At 73.9% G+C, this 20447-nt stretch carries 19 protein-coding genes; 8 read left to right on the top strand and 11 right to left on the bottom strand.

The features are described 5' to 3' along the window. Window positions 1-33 precede the first annotated feature (33 nt). Both ACFY3N_RS22290 and ACFY3N_RS22285 read right to left on the bottom strand, forming a co-directional pair. On the bottom strand, window positions 34-219 hold the full coding sequence (locus tag ACFY3N_RS22290; protein WP_390818442.1) for a hypothetical protein: 186 nt from the start codon (window positions 217-219) through the stop codon (window positions 34-36). A gap of 420 nt (window positions 220-639) precedes the next feature. Continuing rightward, entirely contained in the window at window positions 640-3339 is a 2700-nt protein-coding gene (locus ACFY3N_RS22285) for a helicase-associated domain-containing protein (protein ID WP_390818441.1), read from the bottom strand. 117 nt (window positions 3340-3456) lie between these two features. Between ACFY3N_RS22285 and ACFY3N_RS22280 the strand changes: the two genes are divergently transcribed. Next, a complete protein-coding gene (locus tag ACFY3N_RS22280) occupies window positions 3457-4500 on the top strand; it encodes a hypothetical protein (protein ID WP_390818440.1) in 1044 nt (347 codons plus the stop codon). Window positions 4501-4637: 137 nt separating this feature from the next. Next, on the top strand, window positions 4638-5267 hold the full coding sequence (locus ACFY3N_RS22275; RefSeq protein ID WP_390818439.1) for an HAD family hydrolase: 630 nt from the start codon (window positions 4638-4640) through the stop codon (window positions 5265-5267). Here ACFY3N_RS22275 and ACFY3N_RS22270 read toward each other — a convergent pair. Continuing rightward, complete coding sequence (locus ACFY3N_RS22270; protein WP_390818438.1) at window positions 5249-5533, bottom strand: hypothetical protein; 285 nt, start codon at window positions 5531-5533, stop codon at window positions 5249-5251. The genes ACFY3N_RS22275 and ACFY3N_RS22270 overlap by 19 nt on opposite strands. 164 nt (window positions 5534-5697) lie before the next feature. Between ACFY3N_RS22270 and ACFY3N_RS22265 the strand changes: the two genes are divergently transcribed. Further along, a complete protein-coding gene (locus tag ACFY3N_RS22265; RefSeq protein ID WP_390818437.1) occupies window positions 5698-6081 on the top strand; it encodes a cold-shock protein in 384 nt (127 codons plus the stop codon). A gap of 15 nt (window positions 6082-6096) precedes the next feature. Here ACFY3N_RS22265 and ACFY3N_RS22260 read toward each other — a convergent pair whose 3' ends face one another. The 4 genes from ACFY3N_RS22260 to ACFY3N_RS22245 form a co-directional block, all read right to left on the bottom strand. Continuing rightward, window positions 6097-6984 carry a 1,4-dihydroxy-6-naphthoate synthase gene (locus ACFY3N_RS22260; RefSeq protein WP_390818436.1) on the bottom strand — a complete coding sequence of 296 codons (888 nt, stop codon included), beginning with the start codon at window positions 6982-6984 and terminating at the stop codon, window positions 6097-6099. After that, a complete protein-coding gene (locus ACFY3N_RS22255) occupies window positions 6971-7735 on the bottom strand; it encodes a futalosine hydrolase (RefSeq protein WP_390818435.1) in 765 nt (254 codons plus the stop codon). The genes ACFY3N_RS22260 and ACFY3N_RS22255 overlap by 14 nt, the downstream gene beginning before the upstream one ends. Continuing rightward, window positions 7702-8157 carry a DUF2771 domain-containing protein gene (locus ACFY3N_RS22250; RefSeq protein WP_390818434.1) on the bottom strand — a complete coding sequence of 152 codons (456 nt, stop codon included), beginning with the start codon at window positions 8155-8157 and terminating at the stop codon, window positions 7702-7704. The genes ACFY3N_RS22255 and ACFY3N_RS22250 overlap by 34 nt, the downstream gene beginning before the upstream one ends. A gap of 109 nt (window positions 8158-8266) precedes the next feature. Beyond that, window positions 8267-9700, bottom strand: a complete 1434-nt coding sequence (locus ACFY3N_RS22245) for an MFS transporter (RefSeq protein ID WP_390818433.1) — start codon at window positions 9698-9700, stop codon at window positions 8267-8269. 343 nt (window positions 9701-10043) lie between these two features. On the opposite strand from ACFY3N_RS22245, the gene ACFY3N_RS22240 reads away from it, so the two are divergent. Beyond that, complete coding sequence (locus tag ACFY3N_RS22240) at window positions 10044-10970, top strand: DUF3027 domain-containing protein (protein WP_390818432.1); 927 nt, start codon at window positions 10044-10046, stop codon at window positions 10968-10970. A 114-nt stretch (window positions 10971-11084) separates the two neighbouring features. Here the strand turns inward: ACFY3N_RS22240 and ACFY3N_RS22235 are convergent, their stop codons facing one another. From ACFY3N_RS22235 to ACFY3N_RS22225, 3 genes are all read right to left on the bottom strand, one after another. Next, a complete protein-coding gene (locus tag ACFY3N_RS22235; RefSeq protein ID WP_390818431.1) occupies window positions 11085-12077 on the bottom strand; it encodes a hypothetical protein in 993 nt (330 codons plus the stop codon). A 16-nt stretch (window positions 12078-12093) separates the two neighbouring features. After that, window positions 12094-12984: a helix-turn-helix domain-containing protein gene (locus tag ACFY3N_RS22230; protein ID WP_390818430.1), complete on the bottom strand. Its 891-nt coding sequence runs from the start codon at window positions 12982-12984 to the stop codon at window positions 12094-12096. Between the two features lie 436 nt (window positions 12985-13420). After that, window positions 13421-13891 carry an ATP-binding protein gene (locus ACFY3N_RS22225; protein ID WP_390818588.1) on the bottom strand — a complete coding sequence of 157 codons (471 nt, stop codon included), beginning with the start codon at window positions 13889-13891 and terminating at the stop codon, window positions 13421-13423. Window positions 13892-14041: 150 nt separating this feature from the next. Between ACFY3N_RS22225 and ACFY3N_RS22220 the strand changes: the two genes are divergently transcribed. Continuing rightward, window positions 14042-14920, top strand: a complete 879-nt coding sequence (locus tag ACFY3N_RS22220; protein WP_390818429.1) for a helix-turn-helix transcriptional regulator — start codon at window positions 14042-14044, stop codon at window positions 14918-14920. Beyond that, window positions 14917-15126 (top strand): DUF397 domain-containing protein, encoded by a 210-nt coding sequence (locus tag ACFY3N_RS22215; protein WP_390818428.1) that lies wholly within the window; start codon window positions 14917-14919, stop codon window positions 15124-15126. The genes ACFY3N_RS22220 and ACFY3N_RS22215 overlap by 4 nt, the downstream gene beginning before the upstream one ends. A 73-nt stretch (window positions 15127-15199) precedes the next feature. Here the strand turns inward: ACFY3N_RS22215 and ACFY3N_RS22210 are convergent, their stop codons facing one another. After that, a complete protein-coding gene (locus ACFY3N_RS22210; RefSeq protein ID WP_390818427.1) occupies window positions 15200-15805 on the bottom strand; it encodes a M23 family metallopeptidase in 606 nt (201 codons plus the stop codon). A gap of 432 nt (window positions 15806-16237) precedes the next feature. On the opposite strand from ACFY3N_RS22210, the gene ACFY3N_RS22205 reads away from it, so the two are divergent. Together ACFY3N_RS22205 and ACFY3N_RS22200 are read left to right on the top strand one after the other, a co-directional pair. Then, window positions 16238-19375, top strand: coding sequence for a sacsin N-terminal ATP-binding-like domain-containing protein (locus tag ACFY3N_RS22205; RefSeq protein WP_390818426.1), 3138 nt, complete (start codon window positions 16238-16240; stop codon window positions 19373-19375). A 168-nt stretch (window positions 19376-19543) separates the two neighbouring features. After that, on the top strand, window positions 19544-20323 hold the full coding sequence (locus ACFY3N_RS22200) for a DUF5707 domain-containing protein (RefSeq protein WP_390818425.1): 780 nt from the start codon (window positions 19544-19546) through the stop codon (window positions 20321-20323). The last annotated feature ends 124 nt before the right edge of the window (window positions 20324-20447 follow it).

Here is a 20447-nt window from a genome sequence, read left to right as displayed (position 1 = left end):
ATCGCGCGCGTCGGTGGTCCCGAGCGGACCGGGCTACTTCAGCGGCGGCAGCGTGAGGTTGTTCACCAGGGGCCCCTCGACGGTCACCCCCTCAGTGACGAGCGGCTCCCCTCCGGCGGCCGGGATCGGCAGCGGCAGCGCGGCGGCGGCCGGGGCGAGCACCGCGACGAGCGCGAGAGCGGAGAGACAGACGGCCACCGCACGGAACGTGGAAGGCATGGGACACCCTTCGTCGTCGGTCGACGGGAACGGGCCGGTCCCGGGGACGAGGGACCGGCCCGCCGCGCACGAGGAACGGATCGGAACACGAGACGGATCAGAACGCGAGACGCGTCGGAGCAGGGGACGTGTCAGAAGGTCAGGCCCCCGCCGAGGTCGATTCCGACCGCGGCGGCCTCGGCGGCGAACGCTCCCAGCAGCACGGCCGTGGAGGTAAGGACGGCGGCGACACGACGAACGGCACGCATGGGACTTCCTTTCTGTTGCGTGCGAACGGACCGCGGTGGCTTCCGGGCCCGCTCAGGACACCTGGTGGCTGCCCAACGCCCCACCGCGGGATGCGCGGCGCCCCGCAACCTCGCTCATCAGGGGGAACCCCCCGGCGTGGCGTGCATGAAGTCCGCCGTACACCCGAACGAGTCAGCTCTCGTCGTCCGCCTGCTCCGCGACCCCCGTGATCCTGTGCAGCGGATACGTGCGCACCTCGTCCGCCGTGTGGTCGTACGCCGTGACGGAGCCGCCCTCGACCCGGACCGGGGCGATGACGCGCCGGCCGGCGCCGCCCTCGGCGTCGACGTAGCCGATCCACAGCGCCTCGCCGGTGAGGACGGCGGCCTGCAGGGTGGCGAGGGTCTCGGCGGCGGTGGTGCGGGGCAGCTCCCCGCGGCCCGGGTCGCCCCCGGCGGCCGGTTCGCGCGGGGCGGTGGCGGCGAGGTCGCCGGCGCGGACGGCGCGGAGCGCCGCCGTGAGCAGGGTGTCGTCGGGGACCGGCGGCCCGTCCGGGACCGGCGCGGGAGGGGTGCGCGGCGGGGTGCGGTGGGCGTCGGCCCGGGCGATCACCACATCGCCCTCCGCCGACTCGGCGGCCGGTGCGAACCCCATCGCGCGCAGCCCCTCCAGCAGACCGGCCGGACCGGCCTGCGCGGCCAGCACGGTCGGGGCCAGCCTGCGCAGGCCGAGGCCCGCGGCCCGCTTGTCGGCGAGGATCTCGCTGAGCACGGCGTCGTCGTCGCAGCGGACGTAGGCCGAGGCGGCGCCCACCCGCAGGTGCCCGTGCCTGCGGGCGACGTCGTCGATGAGGTACGCCAGCGGCTGCGGCACCGGCGTACGGGAGTGCGCGGCGAGGAAGGCGTGCAGGTCGGAGGCGGTCCGCCCGGTGTCGAGGGCGCGCCGCACCGAACCGGGCGTGAACCGGTAGACGGTCGCGCCGCCCTTCGACTCCACGTCCGCGAGAACGCCCAGCACATCGGCGAGCGGCCGCTCCAGCGGGCCCGGCGCCACCGCCGTCAGATCGGCCTGGAGGAGCACGTGGTCCAGTGGCTCGGGCAGCAGCGGCGCGAGCAGACGGGCGGCGCCGGCGGCGGCCGCGGCCTGCTCGGCGGGGGAGGGCGGAGCCGGCACCGGGACCGGCCGGTGACGCACGGGCAGCTTGTCACCCGGCCCCTCGGGCTCCGCCTCCGCCCGCCTGCCCGCGGGCGCGCCGATCAGCGCCCGCCCGTGCGCGGACAGGGCACCGCGCCCGGTGATCCCGAGCATCTCCGCCTCGGAGAGCGTCCACCGCGCGATCCGCCCCCGCAGGTCCTCGCCGTCCCCCGCCCCCGTCAGGCCCTCCGTCCCGCGGGCACCCGCCACGACCGGGCCGGGCACGCCACGCGCGCCCCCCGCTCCCGCGCCGCGCGCCGCCTCCGCCGGTGAACCGCCCGTCCCGCGCGCCCCCTCCGCCCCCGAGGAGGCCGTACCGGCGCCACCCCGCCCGCCCCCGCGCGGCGGGCGCTCCCAGCGCAGCCGTGCCAGTACCGATCCGGGGGCCGGCGCCGCCCCCTCCGGGAGCCCGGCCAGCAGGGTCAGGACCCGGTGCCGTACCTCCGGGGCCGCCGAGCGGTCCAGGCCGGGGCCCAGGGCCGACAGCGTGCGGTCCTTCGCGTCCCGCCCGCCGACCAGCCCCGGCGTCCGCGTCGCCGCCAGCCACGCCGTGACCAGGTGCGCCCACCGCTCCGCGGCGGGCCGCTCGCGCCACTCGTCGTACGCCGGGGTGGCCGCGTACCGCTCGTCGGCCTCCCCGTCGGAGGCCAGCAGCCCGGCCGCGTAGGCGAGTTCCACCCAGAACGCGGCCACCGGCTCGGTCACGTCCAGCGCGACGGCGGTCCGCTTCAGGTCCCGCACGCTCAGCCCGCCGGCCCGCAGCACCGCCGGTCCGCCCTCGTGCCAGTCCTTCAGCAGCTCCTCGACGGTCGACAGCGCCGTGTACGCCTGCCCGGCCGCCGTCGCGTCCACCACCTGCGGACGGTGCGCGGCGGCGGCCTCGACGGGCGGCGGCAACGGCTCCGGCGTCCGGTGCGCCCGTCCGGCCCGCAGCCGCAGCGCCACCTCGCGCGGCAGGACGACCGTCCCGGGCGCCGTCGGCAGCAGCAGCCCCCGGTCCAGGAGCCAGCGCAGCCGGGGCGCGGGATCGGCGGTGACCTGCCCGTACGGCGGCCCCCAGACCAGCCTCTCCAGTACCTCCACGGACTCGGCCGGCGCCTCGTCGAGCAGCGCGGACATCCGCACCGGGTCGGTGAACAGCGAGGTCAGAGCGGCCACGGCGGACACCGGGTCGTGCGTCGACGGCAGCCCCGCCGCCACCACGATCTCCTGGATCCGCCCCGGCGACATCCCGGCGGTGGCCTCCCGCACCGTCGGGCCCAGCCCGGTCGGCGACGGGTGCTGCGGCGACGGCGCCAGCAGCTCACGGGCGGTGCGGACCAGCCGCAGCCGGTCGTCACCGCCCCACACCAGCGCCTGCTCGCGCAGCACGCCGAGGGCGTGCGGCAGCGCGGCGGAGACCACCGGGTCCCCGTCGTCGCCCGCCATCAGCCCGAGCAGCTCCTCGTACGGCGCCGGGTCCGCGGCGACGGCCAGCGCCTGCGCCGTCTGCAGCACGAACCGGTCCAGCCGCTCCAGCGCCCGTACGACCGAGGCGCGGGTGCCGGCGCGGGTGGCGAGCTGGGTGAGGTCGGTGGGCACGGGCGTGATGAGATCCGGCCGGCTGCGCAGCAGCGCGGCCAGGGAGACGTCGTCCCGCCCCCGGAGGGCCTCGGCGAGGGATCGGGGGGCCGCCGCGGGGTTCTCCTCGGTGCTCATCCGTCTCACGTTAGCGGGTGGGCACGTCCGTGGAGCGCCGGGAGTTGGGTCGGCCGGGCCCACTCGCGGTACCGTCGGGCGACGGTGTCCCGACGCATCCGTCCCGGAGGGGACTTCGTGGGTATCGAGAGCGACCAGGTCGTCTACGAGTATCTGAGCCGCGTCGGCGACGTGGCGCAGCAGCGGCAGCTGCCGTCGGCGGCCCGCATGCGGCTGGTCGCCGAGCTGCGCGACGAGATCGACCGGCGCCGGGCGCGGACCGTGGTCGACTCGCCCGCCGCGGTCCGCCGCATCATCTCCCGCATCGGCACGCCGACCGAGGTCGTCACGGCCGCCGAGGACGCCTCCGGCACCGTCCCGGGCGCCCCCGCCCCGCCCGCCGCCGTCCCGGTGCAGCGCGACCCGGAGCACGGTGCCGGGGCCCACGAGGACGTGCGCGCGGACACGCGCGGCGACCTCCGCGACGGTGCCCGCGCCGACCGTCCCAGGGGCGTCCTGCGCCGCATCGTCCCCCGCCCCCGCCCCGCCGGGACACCGGACGCCCCCGCCCCCGCCGGCGCGCCGTCCCCGCCGCACCGGGCCGGCACGGACGAACTCGGCGACAGCGCCACCCAGCCCGACTGGTGGCGGGTGGACAGCAGTCCGTTCGGCGTCGGCGACGAGGTGCCGGGCTTCGTCGGCGGCGTCGAGATCCCCGAACTCCTCAAACCGCCCCCGGCGAAGGAGGAGGGAACGCCGCCCGCGCCGGCCGCGGTCCCCGCCGCCCCCGAGGCGGAGCCCGCCGCTTCCGGTCGCCGCCGCTTCCTCCCGCGCCTCCCCGCCGGCCGCTGGAGCAACCCCCTGCTCCTGCTCGCCGCCGGTCTGCTGGTCGCGGGAACCGTGATCGGCGACTGGCGCGCCCTGATCCTGGGCTGGCTCATCGCCTACGCCTCCCGCCGCCTGACCCAGGCGGAGATCAAGTGGGCGGTGGTCATCCTCCCCGGCCTCGCGCTCGCGGGCGGCGTCGTCTGGCTCTGGGGCAGGACGGAGGGCCGCTGGGGCGCCCCCGTCCCCGAGGGCCACATGAACGACGCGGTCTCCGAGACCTGGCCGTGGGTCATCCGGGCCGCGGCCCTCGCCACGGCCCTGTTCCTGGTCTGGCGCTCGCAGCGGCAGCGCTGACCCGTCGGGATCAGCCCCTCCGGCGTTTGCGGAGCGGGGGTCCGGGGGCAGCGCCCCCCGGGGACGGGAAGGGGCCCCCGGCCGCACGCCACGAGGCGGCCGACTGCTCGCGGTGGCCGCTGGGCACAATGGCCCCCATGGCCCTCGCGACCCCCCTCCCGCCCACCGTCGGCTTCGACCTCGACATGACGCTCATCGACTCCCGGCCCGGCATCCGCGCCTGCTACCTGGCGCTGGCCGAGCGGACCGGGACGTACATCGACGCCGATCTCGCGGTCAGCCGGCTCGGGCCGCCGCTGGTGGACGAGCTGGTCAACTGGTTCCCGGCCGAGCGGGTCGACGAGATGGCGGACCTGTACCGGGCGATGTACCCGACGTACGCCATCACCGCCACGCCCGCCCTGCCCGGCGCCCGTGAGGCGATAACGGCCGTACGGGAGGCGGGCGGGCGGGCGATCGTCGTCACCGCCAAGTACGAGCCCAACGCCAAGCTGCACCTGGACCACCTCGGGATCGAGCCGGACGCCGTGATCGGCGACCTGTGGGCCGAGCAGAAGGCGCTCGCGCTGCGCGAGCACGAGGCCACCGTCTACGTCGGCGACCACCTGGGCGACGTGCGCGGCGCGCGGACCGCCGGCGCGCTGTCCGTCGCGGTCGCCACCGGCCCGTACGGCCCCGAGGCGCTCCGCGAGGCCGGCGCGGACGTCGTCCTCACCGGTCTGACGGAATTCCCGCGGTGGTTTTCGGACTACCGCTCGGACGACTGACCGGAAACCGGCCCGGAAACCTGCCCCGCCCGCGCCCGGCGGCGTCCCTCCGCCACCGAACGGAGTACACCCGCACCGGCGATCAGGAATCCGACGGCCATGAACATGCTCAGCCCGAACATGTACGTCGGAAAGGGCGTCGTCCCGAGGAACAACGGGGCCACCGTGACCAGAGTGGCCACGGCGCCGACGAAGAAGACGAGGGCACCGGCACGGACCAGACCGTCACCGGGCGCGGGGGAATTCGCTTGGGTTTTGTCACGCACCGGACCAGGGTAGTTCCCAGCGCGAAAGAACAACCGGGTGACGTCTTGTCAGCGGCCTGAAGACCATTAGCCTTGGTACCGGCGGGTCATCGGGCCCGCCCGCGTGCTATCCAGAGCCGATTTCCGAAGCAGTTTTCCCGACGAGTACGAGGACGAGGACAGACGTGCCCACCGGCAAGGTCAAGTGGTTCAACAGCGAGAAGGGCTTCGGCTTTCTCTCCCGTGACGACGGCGGCGACGTCTTCGTCCATTCCTCGGTCCTCCCCGCCGGAGTCGAGGCCCTCAAGCCGGGCCAGCGCGTGGAGTTCGGCGTGGTCGCCGGACAGCGCGGCGACCAGGCCCTCTCCCTGACCGTCCTGGACCCGACCCCGTCGGTCGCGGCGGCCCAGCGCAAGAAGCCGGACGAGCTGGCCTCCATCGTCCAGGACCTCACGACCCTGCTGGAGAACATCACGCCCCAGCTGGAGCGGGGCCGCTACCCCGACCGCGCGGCCGGCAAGAAGATCGCCGGCCTGCTCCGCGCGGTCGCCGACCAGCTGGACGTCTAGGACGCCCGGCGTCCCTCAGGGAAACCGCAGCGCGTCCGGGCCGAGGGGCGGCACCAGCCCCTCGGCCGCCGCGCGCGTGAGCAGCCCCCGTACGGCCGCGTACCCGTCCTCGCCGAGACCGGCCGTGAACTCGTTGACGTACAGCCCGATGTGCTGGTCGGCGACGGCCGGGTCCATCTCCTGGGCGTGCTCCATGACGTACGGACGCGACACCTCCGGCTCGTCCCACGCCATCCGCACCGACGTGCGGACGGAGTCGGCGAGCCGGGTCAGCGTCTCCTCGCCCAGCGACCGCTTCGCGACGATCGCGCCCAGCGGGATCGGCAGCCCGGTGGTCCGCTCCCAGTGCTCGCCCATGTCGGCCAGCCGGTGCAGTCCGTAGTTCCGGTACGTGAAGCGCGCCTCGTGGATGACGAGTCCCGCGTCGACCTTCCCGTCCCGTACGGCGGGCATGATCTCGTGGAACGGCATCACCACGATCTCCCCGACGCCCCCCGGCACGGCGTCCGCCGCCCACAGCCGGAACAGCAGGTACGCCGTCGACCGCTCGCTCGGCACGGCGACCGTACGGCCGGTGAGTCCCCCACTGCCGAAAGCGTGGGAGGTGCCCCCACCGCCCTCCTCCCGCGTCAGCACCAGCGGCCCGCAGCCCCGCCCCAGCGCGCCCCCGCAGGGCAGTAGGGCGTACGTGTCCAGGACGTACGGCAGCACCGCGTACGACACCTTCAGCACGTCCAGCTCGCCGCGCTCGGCCATGCCGTTGGTGAGGTCGATGTCGGCGAACGTCACGTCGACGGCGGGCGCGCCGGGGACGCGGCCGTGGGCGAGGGCGTCGAAGACGAAGGTGTCGTTCGGGCAGGGGGAGTAGGCGATCCGCAGCCGCTGCTGCTCACCGGTGTTCATGCTGGTCATGGTGGGTCCAACTCTCCAGGACGGGCGCGAGCTTCCCGAAGCCCTCGGTGAGGGCCGTCAGGGCGTCGCCGATGCGCCAGGCGGCGCGGTCGCGCGGGCCGACGGGGTTCGAGACCGCCCGCACCTCCAGCACGGGCACGCCGTGCGCGGCGGCGGCCTCGGCGACCCCGAAGCCCTCCATGGCCTCGGCGAGGGCGCGGGGGTGACGGGCGCGGAGCGCGGCGGCGCGGCCGGCGGTCCCGGTCACCGTCGACACGGTGAGCACGGTCCCGGTGAGCGCGCCGGCCGCGGCGGCGGCCCGGCGGACCAGGGCGGCGGGCGGACGGTGGGTGACGGTGCCGAAGCCCAGGTCGGTGACCGGCAGGAAACCGTCGGCCGTCTCGGCGCCCAGGTCGGCCGCCGTGATCGCGTCGGCGACGACGAGCCGGCCGAGGGGCGCGTGCGGCGGGAAACCGCCGGCGATCCCGGCGGAGACGACCAGGCCGTAGGGCCGGCCGTCCAGGGCGGCGGCGGTGAGCGCGCCGGCCGTGGAGGCGGCGGCGAGCGCCGGGCCGACCCCGGCGGCGAGCAGGTCGGGTCCGCCGGGGACCCGGAGCACGGTCGCCCCGGGAAGGGACAGTTCCCGTACGGGTCCCGGGAACGCCCCGGCCACCGCGTCCCGTTCGACGGGGACCGCGGTGGCGACGAGGGCGCGTGCCGACGACGTGATCAGTCGTCCTTCTTCTTCAGCCGGAAGGACCACAGGCCCGTGGTCTCGCTCTCGCCCTCCTTGATCGACACCAGGGTCGAGTCGCCCTGGGCGCCGTACTGGGCGTTGAAGAACACGCTGCCCGGGATGGCCTGGTAGGTCTTCTTGCTGGACTCGACCAGCGGCTGACCGTTCATCAGGATGGTCCAGCCCTTGTCGGCGATGTCCGGGTCGACACCGAAGCGCACGGTCTCGGTGGGGTCGACGGAGATCTCGTCGATGCCCTTGTCCTTCAGGCACTCGTTGAGCGTCTTGGTGTTCAGGGCCTCGCCCTCGCCACCGCAGGTGGCCTCCGCGCTCACCGAGTCGCTGCCCACCGTGATGGTGGCCATCGACGTCGGCTTGTCACAGGCGGCCAGGACGAGCAGTCCGGCGGATACGGCGCCGACGGCGGCGACGGCACGGCGGCGTCGCACAGCGCGGTGTGTCAGAGCGGCTGCGCCGCGGGGCAACGTGGTCATGGGGCGAAGGCTATCTGGCGCGTCCCCCGCACTTCCCATGCGGGGGTACGGCGTGGCCGCGCTGTTACGCCACTCGCGTCCGCCCCGCGTTCCCCTGCCTGGCCGAACGGATCAGCCCGCGGACCGTGGTCAGCCAGCCCGCGGCGACGATCGCCGCGCCCACCGCCAGCCCCAGCGAGCCGATCAGCGGCATCGCGATGCCGACCGCGCCGCCCAGCACCCACGACATCTGCAACAGCGTCTCCGAACGCGCGAACGCCGACGTCCGCACCAGCTCCGGCACGTCCCGCTGGATCAGCGCGTCCAGCGACAGCTTGGCCAGCGCCTGCGCGAACCCGGCGACCGCGGCGAGGCACGCCACCAGGACCGCGCCGAAGAACGCGGCGGCCAGGATCGCCGCGCTCACCACGCACGCCACCACCGTCACGATGATGATCTCCGGGGCGCGCGACCGCAGCCACGCCCCGACCGCCGTGCCGATCGCGTTGCCGGTGCCGGCCGCCACGCCCACTATGCCGAGCGACACCGCGGCGCTCTGCCCCGTCATCGGGTGCTCGCGCAGGAGGAAGGCGAGGAAGAAGATCAGGAAGCCGGTGAGGCAGCGGATGGAGGCGTTGGCGGCGAGGGCGTGGGTGACGGCCGGGCCGACCGTGCGCAGCCCGGGGCGCTTCTCCGTCCTGCGGTGCGGGCCGTGCAGGTGCTGTTCGTCGGCGGCGAGCAGCGCCACGTCCTCGCCCTTCGCGGAGTCCACCTTCGGCGGCAGCCGGAAGGACAGGAACATCCCCGTCACGAAGATCACGAACGCCCCGTACAGCGGCCAGCGCGGTCCGATCTGCTGGAGGCCCGCGCCGATCGGCGCGGCGATCCCGGTCGCCAGCAGTCCGCCGAGCGTCACCCGTGAGTTCGCCTTCACCAGGGAGAAGGCGGGCGGGAGCAGCCGCGGTACGACCGCGCTCCTGACCACCCCGTACGCCTTGGACGAGACCAGTACGCCCAGCGCCGCCGGGTACAGCTCCAGTCCGCCGGTGACGACCGCGCCGGACAGGACCAGCGCGAGCAGCGCCCGGGCGAGCATCGCACCGGCCATGGCGGCGCGGCGGCCGTGCGGGAGGCGGTCGAGGAGCGGGCCGATCACCGGGGCGAGGAGGGTGAACGGCGCCATGGTGATGGCGAGGTAGAGGGCGACCCGTCCGCGCGCCTCGTCGGTCGGCACCGAGAAGAACACCGTGGACGCCAGCGCGACCGTGATCATGACGTCGCCGGCGCCGTTCACGCCGTGCAGTTCGATCAGCTTGCCGAGCCCGGACTCCCCGGCGCCGTGCGCGTGGGTCACCCGGCGGATGCCCCGCGCGGTTCCGGTCACCGGCAGGTGCAGGGCCCGTCCGAACGCGCGGAGGCGGCCGCCCGCCCGGCCCGTCCCGAAGCGTCGGCCGCTGCCCCTGACCCCTTTCGGCCCACCGGTCCCGGTGGCGCCCTGGGGTGTCCTCGCGGTAGCCACGACGCCATAGTGCCCCGAGAAGGGGGTGTGTAATGCCGTATCACCGCGGACTCCGCCCGGGGTGCGGCTGTACGGCGGAACGCGGGAGGCCCGTCGGAACCCGTCCCCGGGGCCGGTCGGCCACCACCGGAAACCGGCGCGCGGGACTCCGTAACAACCGTCGGTGTAGGCCCAGCGCACGCGAGAAGGTAGCGTGCGTATCTCAGCCATCCCGCAGAATGGATGGAGGCGCGCCCGAGCACGTTGCGGCGCGGACGTCGACGCGGTCCCGCTGTCCGCTCCGTCCGCCCCCCGCGCTGGGAGTGGCGCACTCGTGAGACGGCGTAGGAGAGAAGCGATACCTGTGAGCGCAGCGACAACGCGAAGCCGCACCCCCGACCGCCTGTGCGCCGAGGCCGTCGACCTCGCCCGCGCCGCAGCCGAGGAGGCCGCCGCGCCCGGGGTCGTGGGCGAGCACGAAGGCGTGGTCTCCGAGGGCGACCGCGTCGTCACGCACTTCTTCGGGTGCCACGAGCTCGGCTACCGGGGCTGGCGCTGGGCCGTCACCGTCGCCCGCGCCTCCCGCGCCAAGGTCGTCACGGTCGACGAGGCGGTGCTGCTGCCCGGCCCCGACGCGGTCCTCGCACCGGAGTGGGTGCCGTGGAGCGAGCGGCTGCGCCCCGGTGACATGGGCCCCGGCGACCTCCTCCCCACCGACGCCGAGGACCTGCGCCTGGAGCCCGGCTTCTCCGGCGAGGACGAGCCGCCGCCGAGCTCCGCGGTGTCCGGCGAGATGGCCGACCTGGTGGAGGCGGAGGACGCCGAGGTCACCGAGGGCACCCCGGCCCACCTGGCGGTGGCCCCGTCCCGCGGCACGATCGCGGCGGTCGCCGAGGAACTCGGCATGCGCCGCGCCCGGGTCCTGTCCCGCTACGGCCTGCACACCGCCGCCGACCGCTGGGAGGAGGCGTTCGGCGCGAAGACCCCGATGGCGCAGGCGGCCCCCGCGTCGTGCGTCTCCTGCGGTTTCCTCACTCCGATCGGCGGCTCGCTGGGCCAGGCGTTCGGGGTGTGCGCCAACGAGTTCTCCCCGGCCGACGGCCGCGTCGTCTCCCTGGCCTACGGCTGCGGCGGCCACTCCGAGGCCGCGGTCATGCCGAAGCCCCCGCAGCCGGCCCCGCCGGTCATCGACGAGACCCGCGTCGACCCGTTCCCCCTCCGCCCGTCCCCCGACTCCGGCTCGGTCCCGGCGACGGAGGACACGTCGGCGGCGGACCTCGGGCACTCCTAGCGCCGCCCGGGGGCGGCACGGCTCGGACGCGTACCGCCCTCAGGGCCTAGCCCGGGGCGGTACTCGGCTCCCGCAGGGCTTCGGGCGCCTGCTCGGGGCGTGGAACGGGTTCGGTCACGCGTCCTCGAAGACCTCTTCGGCCTTCGGGGCGGTGAGGGCGCGGGCGAGCCAGAGGCGGAGGAGCTCGGGGTCGGTGCAGTCCGTGATGCGGCTGCGGACGTCGTCGGAGATGTCGAGGCCGCGCTGCTCCAGGACGAACAGGATGTCCTCGGCACGGTCCTTGACGCGGGCCTCCTGCCGGACTTCGCGCTGGACTTCCTCGCGGACTTCCTGCCGGACTTCGCGCTGGACTTCCTCGCGGACTTCCTGCCGGACTTCGCGCTGGACTTCCTCGCGGACTTCTTTTCGGACTTCTTCCCGAACCTCTTCGGCGAGGTAGGACTTGTAGAAGGAGAGGTCCACGGCCACCAGATTCCTCCAGAGGTTCTTGGCCGGGCGCTTGGCCAGGCCCTGTGCGGTGAATTCGACGAGGGGCTTCGCGATGTCTTCGGGTGCGTCCCGGAGTGCTGTGGACAGGGCCTTCAGTATCGCATCGACGTCCGGTTCGGCAGCGTGTGTGATGGCCGCCAGACTGGCCAGGACCAGGTCGGCGCGGGCTTCTTCCGGGTCGGTGATCACGGGCATGTTGTGCGGTCCGGCGACCAACGGCTGCACGGTGAGGGTGGGCAGCTGGGGCGGTCCGCAGCTCACCGGCTGCTGGGCCCACCTGGCCGTGGTGTGGTCCTGGCAGACGACCAGGAGGGCCGTGGGCAGCCGGTACTTCGTCCACAGGTACGCGGTGTAGTACGCCCAGCTCGCCGGCTTGTCCGGGTGTTTCCTGCCCTGGGCCTCGACGGCCAGGAGGAACGGGCCCTGCTCGGCGGTTTCCAGCCGGAGGAGCGTGTCGACCCGGCGTTCGACGGGGTTGGTCTCCGTCAGGTCGGTCGGCAGGGCTGTGGCCTTCACCGGGGTGGGGATGTCGACTCCGAGGAAGCGCGAGACGCGGCTGAAGAGTCCGGGGTCGTGCTGGAAGATGCGGTGCATCGCCTCGTGGGGCGGGCTGACCATGGGTTTCCTTGTGGCGTCAGGGGTGGGTGGCGGCTGCTGTGCGGCAGTCGCGGCAGTGGGTTTCGGTTTCCGGGGCGCGGAAGGCGCGGTCGCAGCCGTCGCAGGTGCGGAGGCCGTGACGGGCGGGTGGCGGGTCGGCCGGGGCGCGGTACGGGGGAGGGGGCGGCAGCTGCGCCGTGAGGCGGTGGGCGAGGAGGGCCGCCGGGCGGCGCAGGGGTGCGTCGGGCAGGTCGGTGGTGAGGGCGTGGCGTACGGCGGTGGGGGTGGCCTCGCGTTCCAGCCAGGCGGCGACTCCGGGGGCCAGGTGCTCGGTGTCGGTGGCGGAGAGCAGGAGGCGGGGGTCGTGGCGGCGCAGGCCGGTGAGGAAGTCGGTGGCCTGCTGGAGGAGCGCGGGGGCTGCGGCGCGGGTGGGCTGGGGGACGGTGGGGAGGGCCTTGCGGGGGCGGGGGCCGTGCGGGTGGGGCGTGCGCTCCGGCGCGGGTCGGGGCTGCGGGGCGGGGCAGCCGGTGTCGGCTGTCCGTCGCCGGTGGCCGGGCTGGTTGCAGGAGATCGTGCGGGTGACGATGCGGCCGGTGGGGGTGCGGACGCGTTCGCGGCGCAGGTAGCCGTGGGTCTCCAGCTCGCGCAGGGCGTCGCTGATGCGTTTGGTGCCTTCCTTGAAGCGGGCGGCCAGGCTCTTGATGTCCACGGGGGTGCCGGTGGGCAGGGACTGGATGTGGCAGCCGAGGCCGATCGCGAGGAGCGAGAGGTCCGGGTGCTGGGTGAGGTGGTTGCCGATCACCACGAAGCGGGTGGTGTGGCGGGTGTTGTCGTGGATGACGCCGCCGGTGCGGTGACGCGGACGGGTCGGATTGCCGGCGGGGGCTGACTGGGCGCGCGGGGGCGCGCTAGGGTTTTGGGTATCCATCGGGAAGGTGCTTCTTCCTTGGTGGTCAGGCCCTCGCACCGGGATGCCAGTCCCGGCGGGGGCCGAAGTCTTTTTCGGTCGTGTGCGCTGAGCGTAGGGGTGCCGGGGGGCCGGAAATCCAGCTGAGCCGGTGATGTTCACCCGCCCGAGTGATCGCGTGCCTCGGGCGGGAAAGGGTGGGGCTTGGTGGGGTTCTTTCCCCCAGGTTCTTGAAGGGGTAAGGCGCCGACGGCGCCGGAGCCTCAGATACCGGGTTCCGGTGGCGTAAGGGGTGATCCGGGTCCGCGCGGTGGCCGGCAAGTGGGTGTCTTGCTGAAAACCGTGAACAGTCGGCGAGGGAATGTCACGTGGGTGCTCGGATGAGCGGCGTGTGGACAGTGGCGGCCGGAGTGTGTACGGATCGGGGAACGCGTGGTGTCCAGAGACGGGCCGGCCGTCACCTTCCCGCGCCCCGCACCGGGGCGCGGGGCGCTGACGGTTCCGGCGGGGTGAGACGCAGTTCGGCCCAGACGGTCTTGCGCGGGAAGCGCTCCTCGGACACGCCCCAGCGGTCCGCGAGCGCGTCCACGAGAAGGAGGCCGCGGCCCGATTCGGCGTCGGGGGAGGGCGGTCGGTTCTGGGGCAGTCGGTCGCCCCGCGTATCGGTGACCTCGATACGGAGCGTGTGGTCCACCACGTAGAACTCGAGACGGAAGTCCCGGCCCGGCACGCGACCGTGGGTGACGGCGTTGGCGGCCAGTTCGGCCACGACGTGGCGTGCGGCCTCCGAGTCGTAACCCCAGTCGCGGAGGTGGGCGTCCGTGAGGAGACGGGCGAGGCGGGCACTGCGCGGGGTGGCGGACAGCAGGACGCTGAAGTGGAGGAAGTGCGCGGCGGGTTCGGCGGTTCGTTGGTTCACATCACTCAGCGTGGCCGGATCCGCATACCGTGGAATGTCACTTGGCGCGTACGTACAGTCACTGTCCGGTGGTTGTCCGGTGCTGTCGGGGCTGTGCCGACGGTTGGTACGGGTAGGGCGCCGGGTGCGTCACGGACGGTTCCGAGGGAGAGGTGCGGCATGACGGCGGTCGAGGCGGAGGCGGGTCGGCTCAAGGAAGAGGCGGACGAACCCGGTTGGGAGGTGGACCCGGACGACGAGTGGGGCGTCGCGGTCATCACGACCGTCGGGCGGCAGCTGAAGCTGCGGCGCGAGGCGGCGGGGATGCGGGCCGCCGAGTTCGGCAGGGTCGTCGGGTACGGCGAGGACATGGTCTACAAGATCGAGGGCGGCAAGCGGATCCCTCGCCAGGAGTTCCTGGACAAGGCGGACGAGGTCCTGGGCGCGGGTGGGCTGATCGCGGCGGCCTGGGAGGACGTGAAGAAGGTCCGGTATCCGAAGAAGGTTCGGGCGCTGGGGAAGTTGGAGGCGAAGGCGGTCGAGATCGGGCTGTACGAGTGCAACAGCATCCACGGCCTATTGCAGACGCCCGAGCACGCGCGAGCACTGTTCGAGGCCTGTCAGCCGCCGTACTCGCCGGACGACGTGGAACGTATGGTGACTGCGCGCATGGACCGGCAGTCCGTTTTCGAGCGAGACCCGGCGCCTGCGATCCACTTCGTGATGGAAGAGGCACCGCTGCGACGTGAGGTCGGGGGCACAATGGTGTGGCACCGACAGCTCGAACGTCTGCTGGAGCTGGGACGGTTGTGGAACGTCACGCTTCAGGTGATGCCGACCAAGAGTGACGCCCATCCGGGACTGGACGGCAGGATCGAACTGCTGAAGTTTGTAGACGGTACAGCCGTGGGACGTGGCGATGGGGCGTTCAACGGTCGTCCCGTCTCCGAGCCCCGGCAGCTCCGGATTCTCGAGCTGCAATTCAGCGCCATCCGGGCGCAGGCTCTCACTCCCCGGGAGTCACTGGCCTTCCTCGAGCATCTGCTGGGAGAAACATGATTCGCAAGGCATCTACCGGTGACGCCTCCGACCTGGTGTGGTTCAAGAGCAGTTACAGCAGCGGCACCAACGGTGAGTCCTGCGTCGAACTCGCCCTCACCCCCGGCACCGTGCACGTCCGCGACTCCAAGGACACCGAGGGCCCCCGCCTCGCCTTCACCCCCGACACCTGGTCCCGCTTCGTCCCGTACGCGTCCGAGGGCTGATCGCCGAAAGCGACCCCGAGGGCCGGCGCGGGGCCGTTCTCGGGGTCGCTCGGGTGGTGCTGGGGGACCGGGGTCAGACCGTCACGCCGTTGGCGCGCAGGAACTTCGCCGGGTCCACGGCGGAGCCGTAGTTCGGGGTGGTGCGTATCTCGAAGTGCAGGTGCGGGCCGCTGGAGTTGCCGGTGTTGCCGGACAGGGCGATCCTCTGGCCGGTCTTGACGATCTGGCCGGGCTTCACGTGGACCTGCGACAGGTGGGCGTACTGGGAGTACGTCCCGTTGCCGTGCCTGACCACGATCGCATTGCCGTACGCGGGGCCGTCGCCGGCGCCGTTGCCGCCGGCCTTGACGACGGTGCCGCCGTGCGCGGCCATCACCGGGGTGCCGGTGGGGACGGCGTAGTCCTGGCCGCTGTGCTTGGAGGCCCACATGCCGCCGTTCTGGGCGAAGCTCGCGGACAGCTTGTAGCTCTTCACCGGGGAGACCCAGGACGCGGCCTTCTTGGCGGCGGCGGCCTGCGCCTGCACGGCGGTGGTGGTGCCGGACGCGGCCGTGGCGTCGGCGGCGACCGCGACCCCGGCTCCCAGGACGACCGTGGTGCCCAGACCGGCGGCCAGCACGGCCGCGCGGGTGCGGGTCAGGGACGTACGGGGGAGACGGGACGTGACGCGCTGAAGCATGGAAACCTCGTGGGTGAGGGGACGGGGGAGCCATCGGCGGAACGGGTCCGTGCCGTGCTGGCCGTTCCTTGGTAACGGCTCCCGCCCAAAAGCCGCAAAGGTGTGACCTACGACGAAAGGTCGTACTTCGGGCGTGAGATGTGCGTCTCTTGACGGGTGGCTCCGGATGGGGCGAAACCCGCCATTTCAAGCCGATCGGTCAGCTCTGCGCACTAAATGTCCCTTTTGAGTTCAACCACTTTTGCACTATCCCGGGTAGTACCGCATGTTTCCCCTGTGCCGCTTGTCACGGGGAGGCCGGCCCGGGGGCCCGGCGGATGTGGCGTGCGTCTCCGGTCCCTTCCTCCCGATGCCGACGGGCGGCGGGACGTGGACGCCTCGTCCCCGGGGTGTCGCGGAGCGGTACCTTCGACCTCACGCCGATGTGGGCCGATGAGGAGAGTCAACGTGAGCAAGTTCGTGCGGCCCGCCGCCGAGGGCGCCGACCCGTTCGGTACGGCGCGCCTGCGGCGCGGGGTCCTGGACGCCTGGGTCACCAGCCCCGCCCGCTTCCGTGAGGACGCCAACGCCGAGGAGGACCTCGTCCTCGGCGGCTACCGGGACCGCCTCGTCGTCGAACTCGCCCAGAACGCCGCCGACGCCGCCGCCCGCGCCGGCGTACCGGGACGGCTGCGGCTCACCCTGCGCGACGGGGTCCTCGTCGCCGCCAACACCGGGGCCCCGCTGGACGCGGCCGGCGTCGAGTCGCTGTCCACCCTGCGGGCCTCCGCCAAGCGGGACGCGCCGGAGCGGGCCGTGGGCCGGTTCGGCGTCGGCTTCGCCGCCGTCCTCGCCGTCACCGACGAGCCCGCCGTCGTCGGCCGGCACGGCGGAGTGCGCTGGTCGCTGGCCGAGGCCCGCGAGCTCGCGGACGGCACCGCCCGGCACAGCCCCGGTCTGGGGGACGAGATCCGCCGCCGGGACGGCCACGTGCCGCTGCTCCGGCTCCCGTTCGCCGCCGAGGGCACCGCACCCGCTCCGTACGACACCGCCGTCATCCTCCCGCTGCGCGACGCCGCCGCCGACCTCGCCGAGCGGCTGCTGCACGCCGTCGACGACGCCCTGCTGCTCGCCCTGCCCGGCCTGGAGGAGGTGGTCGTCGAGATCGGGGACGCCGAGCCCCGCACCGTGAGCCGCCGCGACGAGGACGGTCTCGTCGTGGTCGAGGACGGCAGGGAGGGCACCACCCGCTGGCGCACCGCCGTCGCGCACGGCCCGCTCACCCCCGACCTGCTCGCCGACCGGCCGGTCGAGGAGCGGCTGCGCCCGCACTGGTCGGTCACCTGGGCCGTCCCGGTGGACCCCGACGGCGGCCCCGCCCGGCCGCGCACCGCCGCCGTCGTGCACGCGCCCACCCCGAGCGACGAGCCCCTCGGCGTGCCCGCGCTGCTCATCGCCTCCCTCCCGCTGGACTCCACCCGCCGGCACGCCGCCCCCGGCCCGCTCACCGACTTCCTCGTGCAGCGCGCCGCCGACGCCTACGCCGGGCTCCTCGCCGACTGGCGCCCGGTGGCCGCCGGGATCATCGACCTCGTGCCGGGCCCGCTCGGCAAGGGCGAACTGGACGGCGCCCTGCGCCGGGCGATCCTCGAACGGCTGCCCCGTACGTCCTTCCTGCCCCCGGCCGCGCCGGGTGACCCGGAGACCGACGAGCTCCCCGAGTCCCTGCGGCCCCGGGACGCCGAGGTCGTCGAGGGCGCGGGCGCCGACACCGTACGGGTGCTCGCCGAAGTCCTCCCCACCCTCCTGCCCGCCGGTCTCGAACGCCGCGCGGAGCTGCGCACGCTGGGCGTGGCACGGGTCCCGCTCGCCGACGCGATCGACCGGCTGGCCGGTCTGGAGAAGTCCCCCGACTGGTGGCGGCGGCTGTACGACAGCCTCGCCGGGGTCGACCCGGACCGGCTGTCCGGGCTGCCCGTGCCGCTGGCCGACGGCAGGACGACGATCGGGCCCCGGCAGGTGCTGCTGCCCACCCCCGACTCGGCCTCCCCGGACGCGGAGCTCCTCGCCCGGCTCGGGCTCAAGGTCGCCCACCCGGACGCCGCCCACCCCCTCCTGGAGAAGCTCGGCGCGCTCCCCGCCACCCCGCGCGCCGTCCTCACCACCCCGCAGGTGCGGGCCGCCGTCGCCGCCTCGCTCGACGACGAGGGCGGGGTGAACTGGGAGGAGGACGCCCCGGACGCCGAGGAGCTCGCCGACACCGTGCTCGGCCTGGTGCGCGACGCCGGGCTCGAACCCGGCGACGAGCCCTGGCTGGGCGCCCTCGCCCTGCCCGACGAGGACGGCGAACTCTCCCCGGCCTGCGAGCTGGTCTTCCCCGGCGGTCCGTTCGCCCAGGTCATGCGCGAGGGCGAACTCGCCGCCGTGGACGGCGAACTGGCCGACCGGTGGGGCGGACAGCCGCTGGCCGCCTGCGGGGTGCTGGTGGACTTCGCGCTGATCCGCGCCACCGACGTCGTCCTCGACCCCGACGAACTGGAGCCCCGCGAAGGGGACTTCGCCGAACCCGACGACGCCGGTCTGCTGGACGCCGTGGACGTGTGGAGCGAGGACGTCCTCGACCGCTTCCCGGACAGCCCCGTCCCGCCCGTCGCCACCGAGATCGTCGCCGTGCGCGACCTGGACCTCGTGGACGACGACCGCTGGCCGCAGGCCCTCGCCCTGCTGTCACGGCCCCCGCTGCGCGACGCGCTCGTCCAGCCGGTGCGGATCCTGCTGCACGACGGCACCCACGAGACCGTACGGCCGTACACCGCCTGGTGGCTGCGCGGGCACCCGGTGATCGGCGGGCGGCGTCCCGCCGGACTCCGCGCGGCCGGCGGCGACCCGCTGCTGCGGGGCCTGTACGACGAGGCCGACGCGACCGGGTTCGAGGACGAGCAGGTGCTGCGGGCGCTGGGCGTACGGACCTCGGTGGCCGCCCTCCTCGACGAGCCCGGCGGCGCGGCGGAGCTGCTGGACCGCCTCGCCGACCCCGACCGCCCCGTCACGGCCGCCCAGCTGCACGCCCTGTACGGCGCGCTGGCCGAACTGGACCCCGAGCAGGTGACCCTGCCGGACGATCTGCGGGCCGTGGTCGACGGCCGGGTCGAGGTGGTGGACGCCGCCGACGCGGTGGTCGTCGACTCGCCCGACCTGCTGCCGTTCACGTCCGGTGTGCCGCTGCTGCCGGTGCGTCCGGCGCGGGCCGCCGAGCTGGCCGAGCTGTTCCAGGTGCGGCGGCTGAGCGAGTCCGTCACCGGCGAGGTGGACTCCGAGGGCACGGAGCACGACGTACCTGAGCCGGTGCGGGTGCTGCTGGGGCCGCGCACCCCGGCCGCGTACGTCGAGCACGAGGAGCTCGTCGTCGACGGCGTGGAGATCGACTGGCGGCTGACCGACGACGGGGTGCTGCACGCCTCGACCCTGGAGGGCGTGGCCGCGGGCCTCGCCTGGGCGGCGGGCCAGTGGCCCCGCCGCTTCGAGGTGGCGGCACTGCTGGAAGACCCGTCCCGCACCGAGGAGTTGGCGCGGGACCGGTGGTTCGACTGAGCCCCGGAGATTGCCGCACGAATTTTCCACCTCTCGTACAACCATGTGATCGAGTGGTGCATCTGATCATGTGAGTCAACAGACTCCGCGATCATTCGGGGCCCCGGCCGACGACGAGCCGTACGAAACGACCAGCGCCGGGGCCTCCATCTCCAACGTGGGGAACACATGCGTATACGCGCCACCGTGGCCGCCGTCTCCGGCGCCCTGGCCCTGTCCGCCCTCGCCGTCCCGGCCGCCCAGGCCGACGACTCCGAAGGCGACACGAAGATCTCCAACGTGGTGGTCAACGGCGGCAAGTCCGTCGTCGTCGGCGCCACCACCGCCAAGAAGGTCACCGTCTCCTTCACCGTCACCGACAACTCCGGCGCCGACTGGGCGCAGGCCATCCTGTACCACGGCCCGAGCATCGAGGAGTCCGACAGCGGAGCCGTCGCCGACAGCAGCGACGGCGAGGCCACGTGCAGCAAGGTCAACGCCACGACGTCGACCTGCAAGTCCACCTTCACTCTGAAGCCGAACTACAACCTGGTCAACTCGGTCGCCGGCACCTGGAAGGTGTGGGCCCTCGCCGCGGCCAAGGACGCCGACTTCACGCAGAAGGACAACGCCAAGAGCTTCAAGGTCCAGCGCGCCTCCAAGCTCACCGCCAACGCCTCCCCCGAGCCGGTGAAGAAGGGCAAGACCATCACCGTCACGGGCAAGCTGTCCCGCGCCAACTGGGAGACCGGCAAGTACGCCGGCTACAGCGGCCAGTCGGTGAAGCTGCAGTTCCGCAAGAAGGGCTCCAGCAGCTACAGCACGGTCAAGACCATCAAGACCGACTCCAAGGGCGAGCTGAAGACCACGGTCAAGGCCTCCGCCGACGGCTACTACCGCTACTCCTTCGCGGGCACCTCGACCACCCCGGCGGTCAACGCGACCGGCGACTTCATCGACGTGAAGTAAGCGAGTAGCAGCGTTCCCCGCGCCCTCGGCGTGCGGCCGCCCGCGCCTTCCAGGCGTGCGGCACCCGCACTCCGGGGGCGCGGGGCCGCGTCGACGGGCGGCTCCGCAGCGCGGGCGCGAGCGG

The organism is Streptomyces sp. NPDC000348 (assembly GCF_042898795.1).
Taxonomy (GTDB): Bacteria; Actinomycetota; Actinomycetes; order Streptomycetales; family Streptomycetaceae; genus Streptomyces.
Note: the sequence above shows the minus strand (reverse complement) of the source record. Positions and strands in the feature narration are given on the sequence as shown.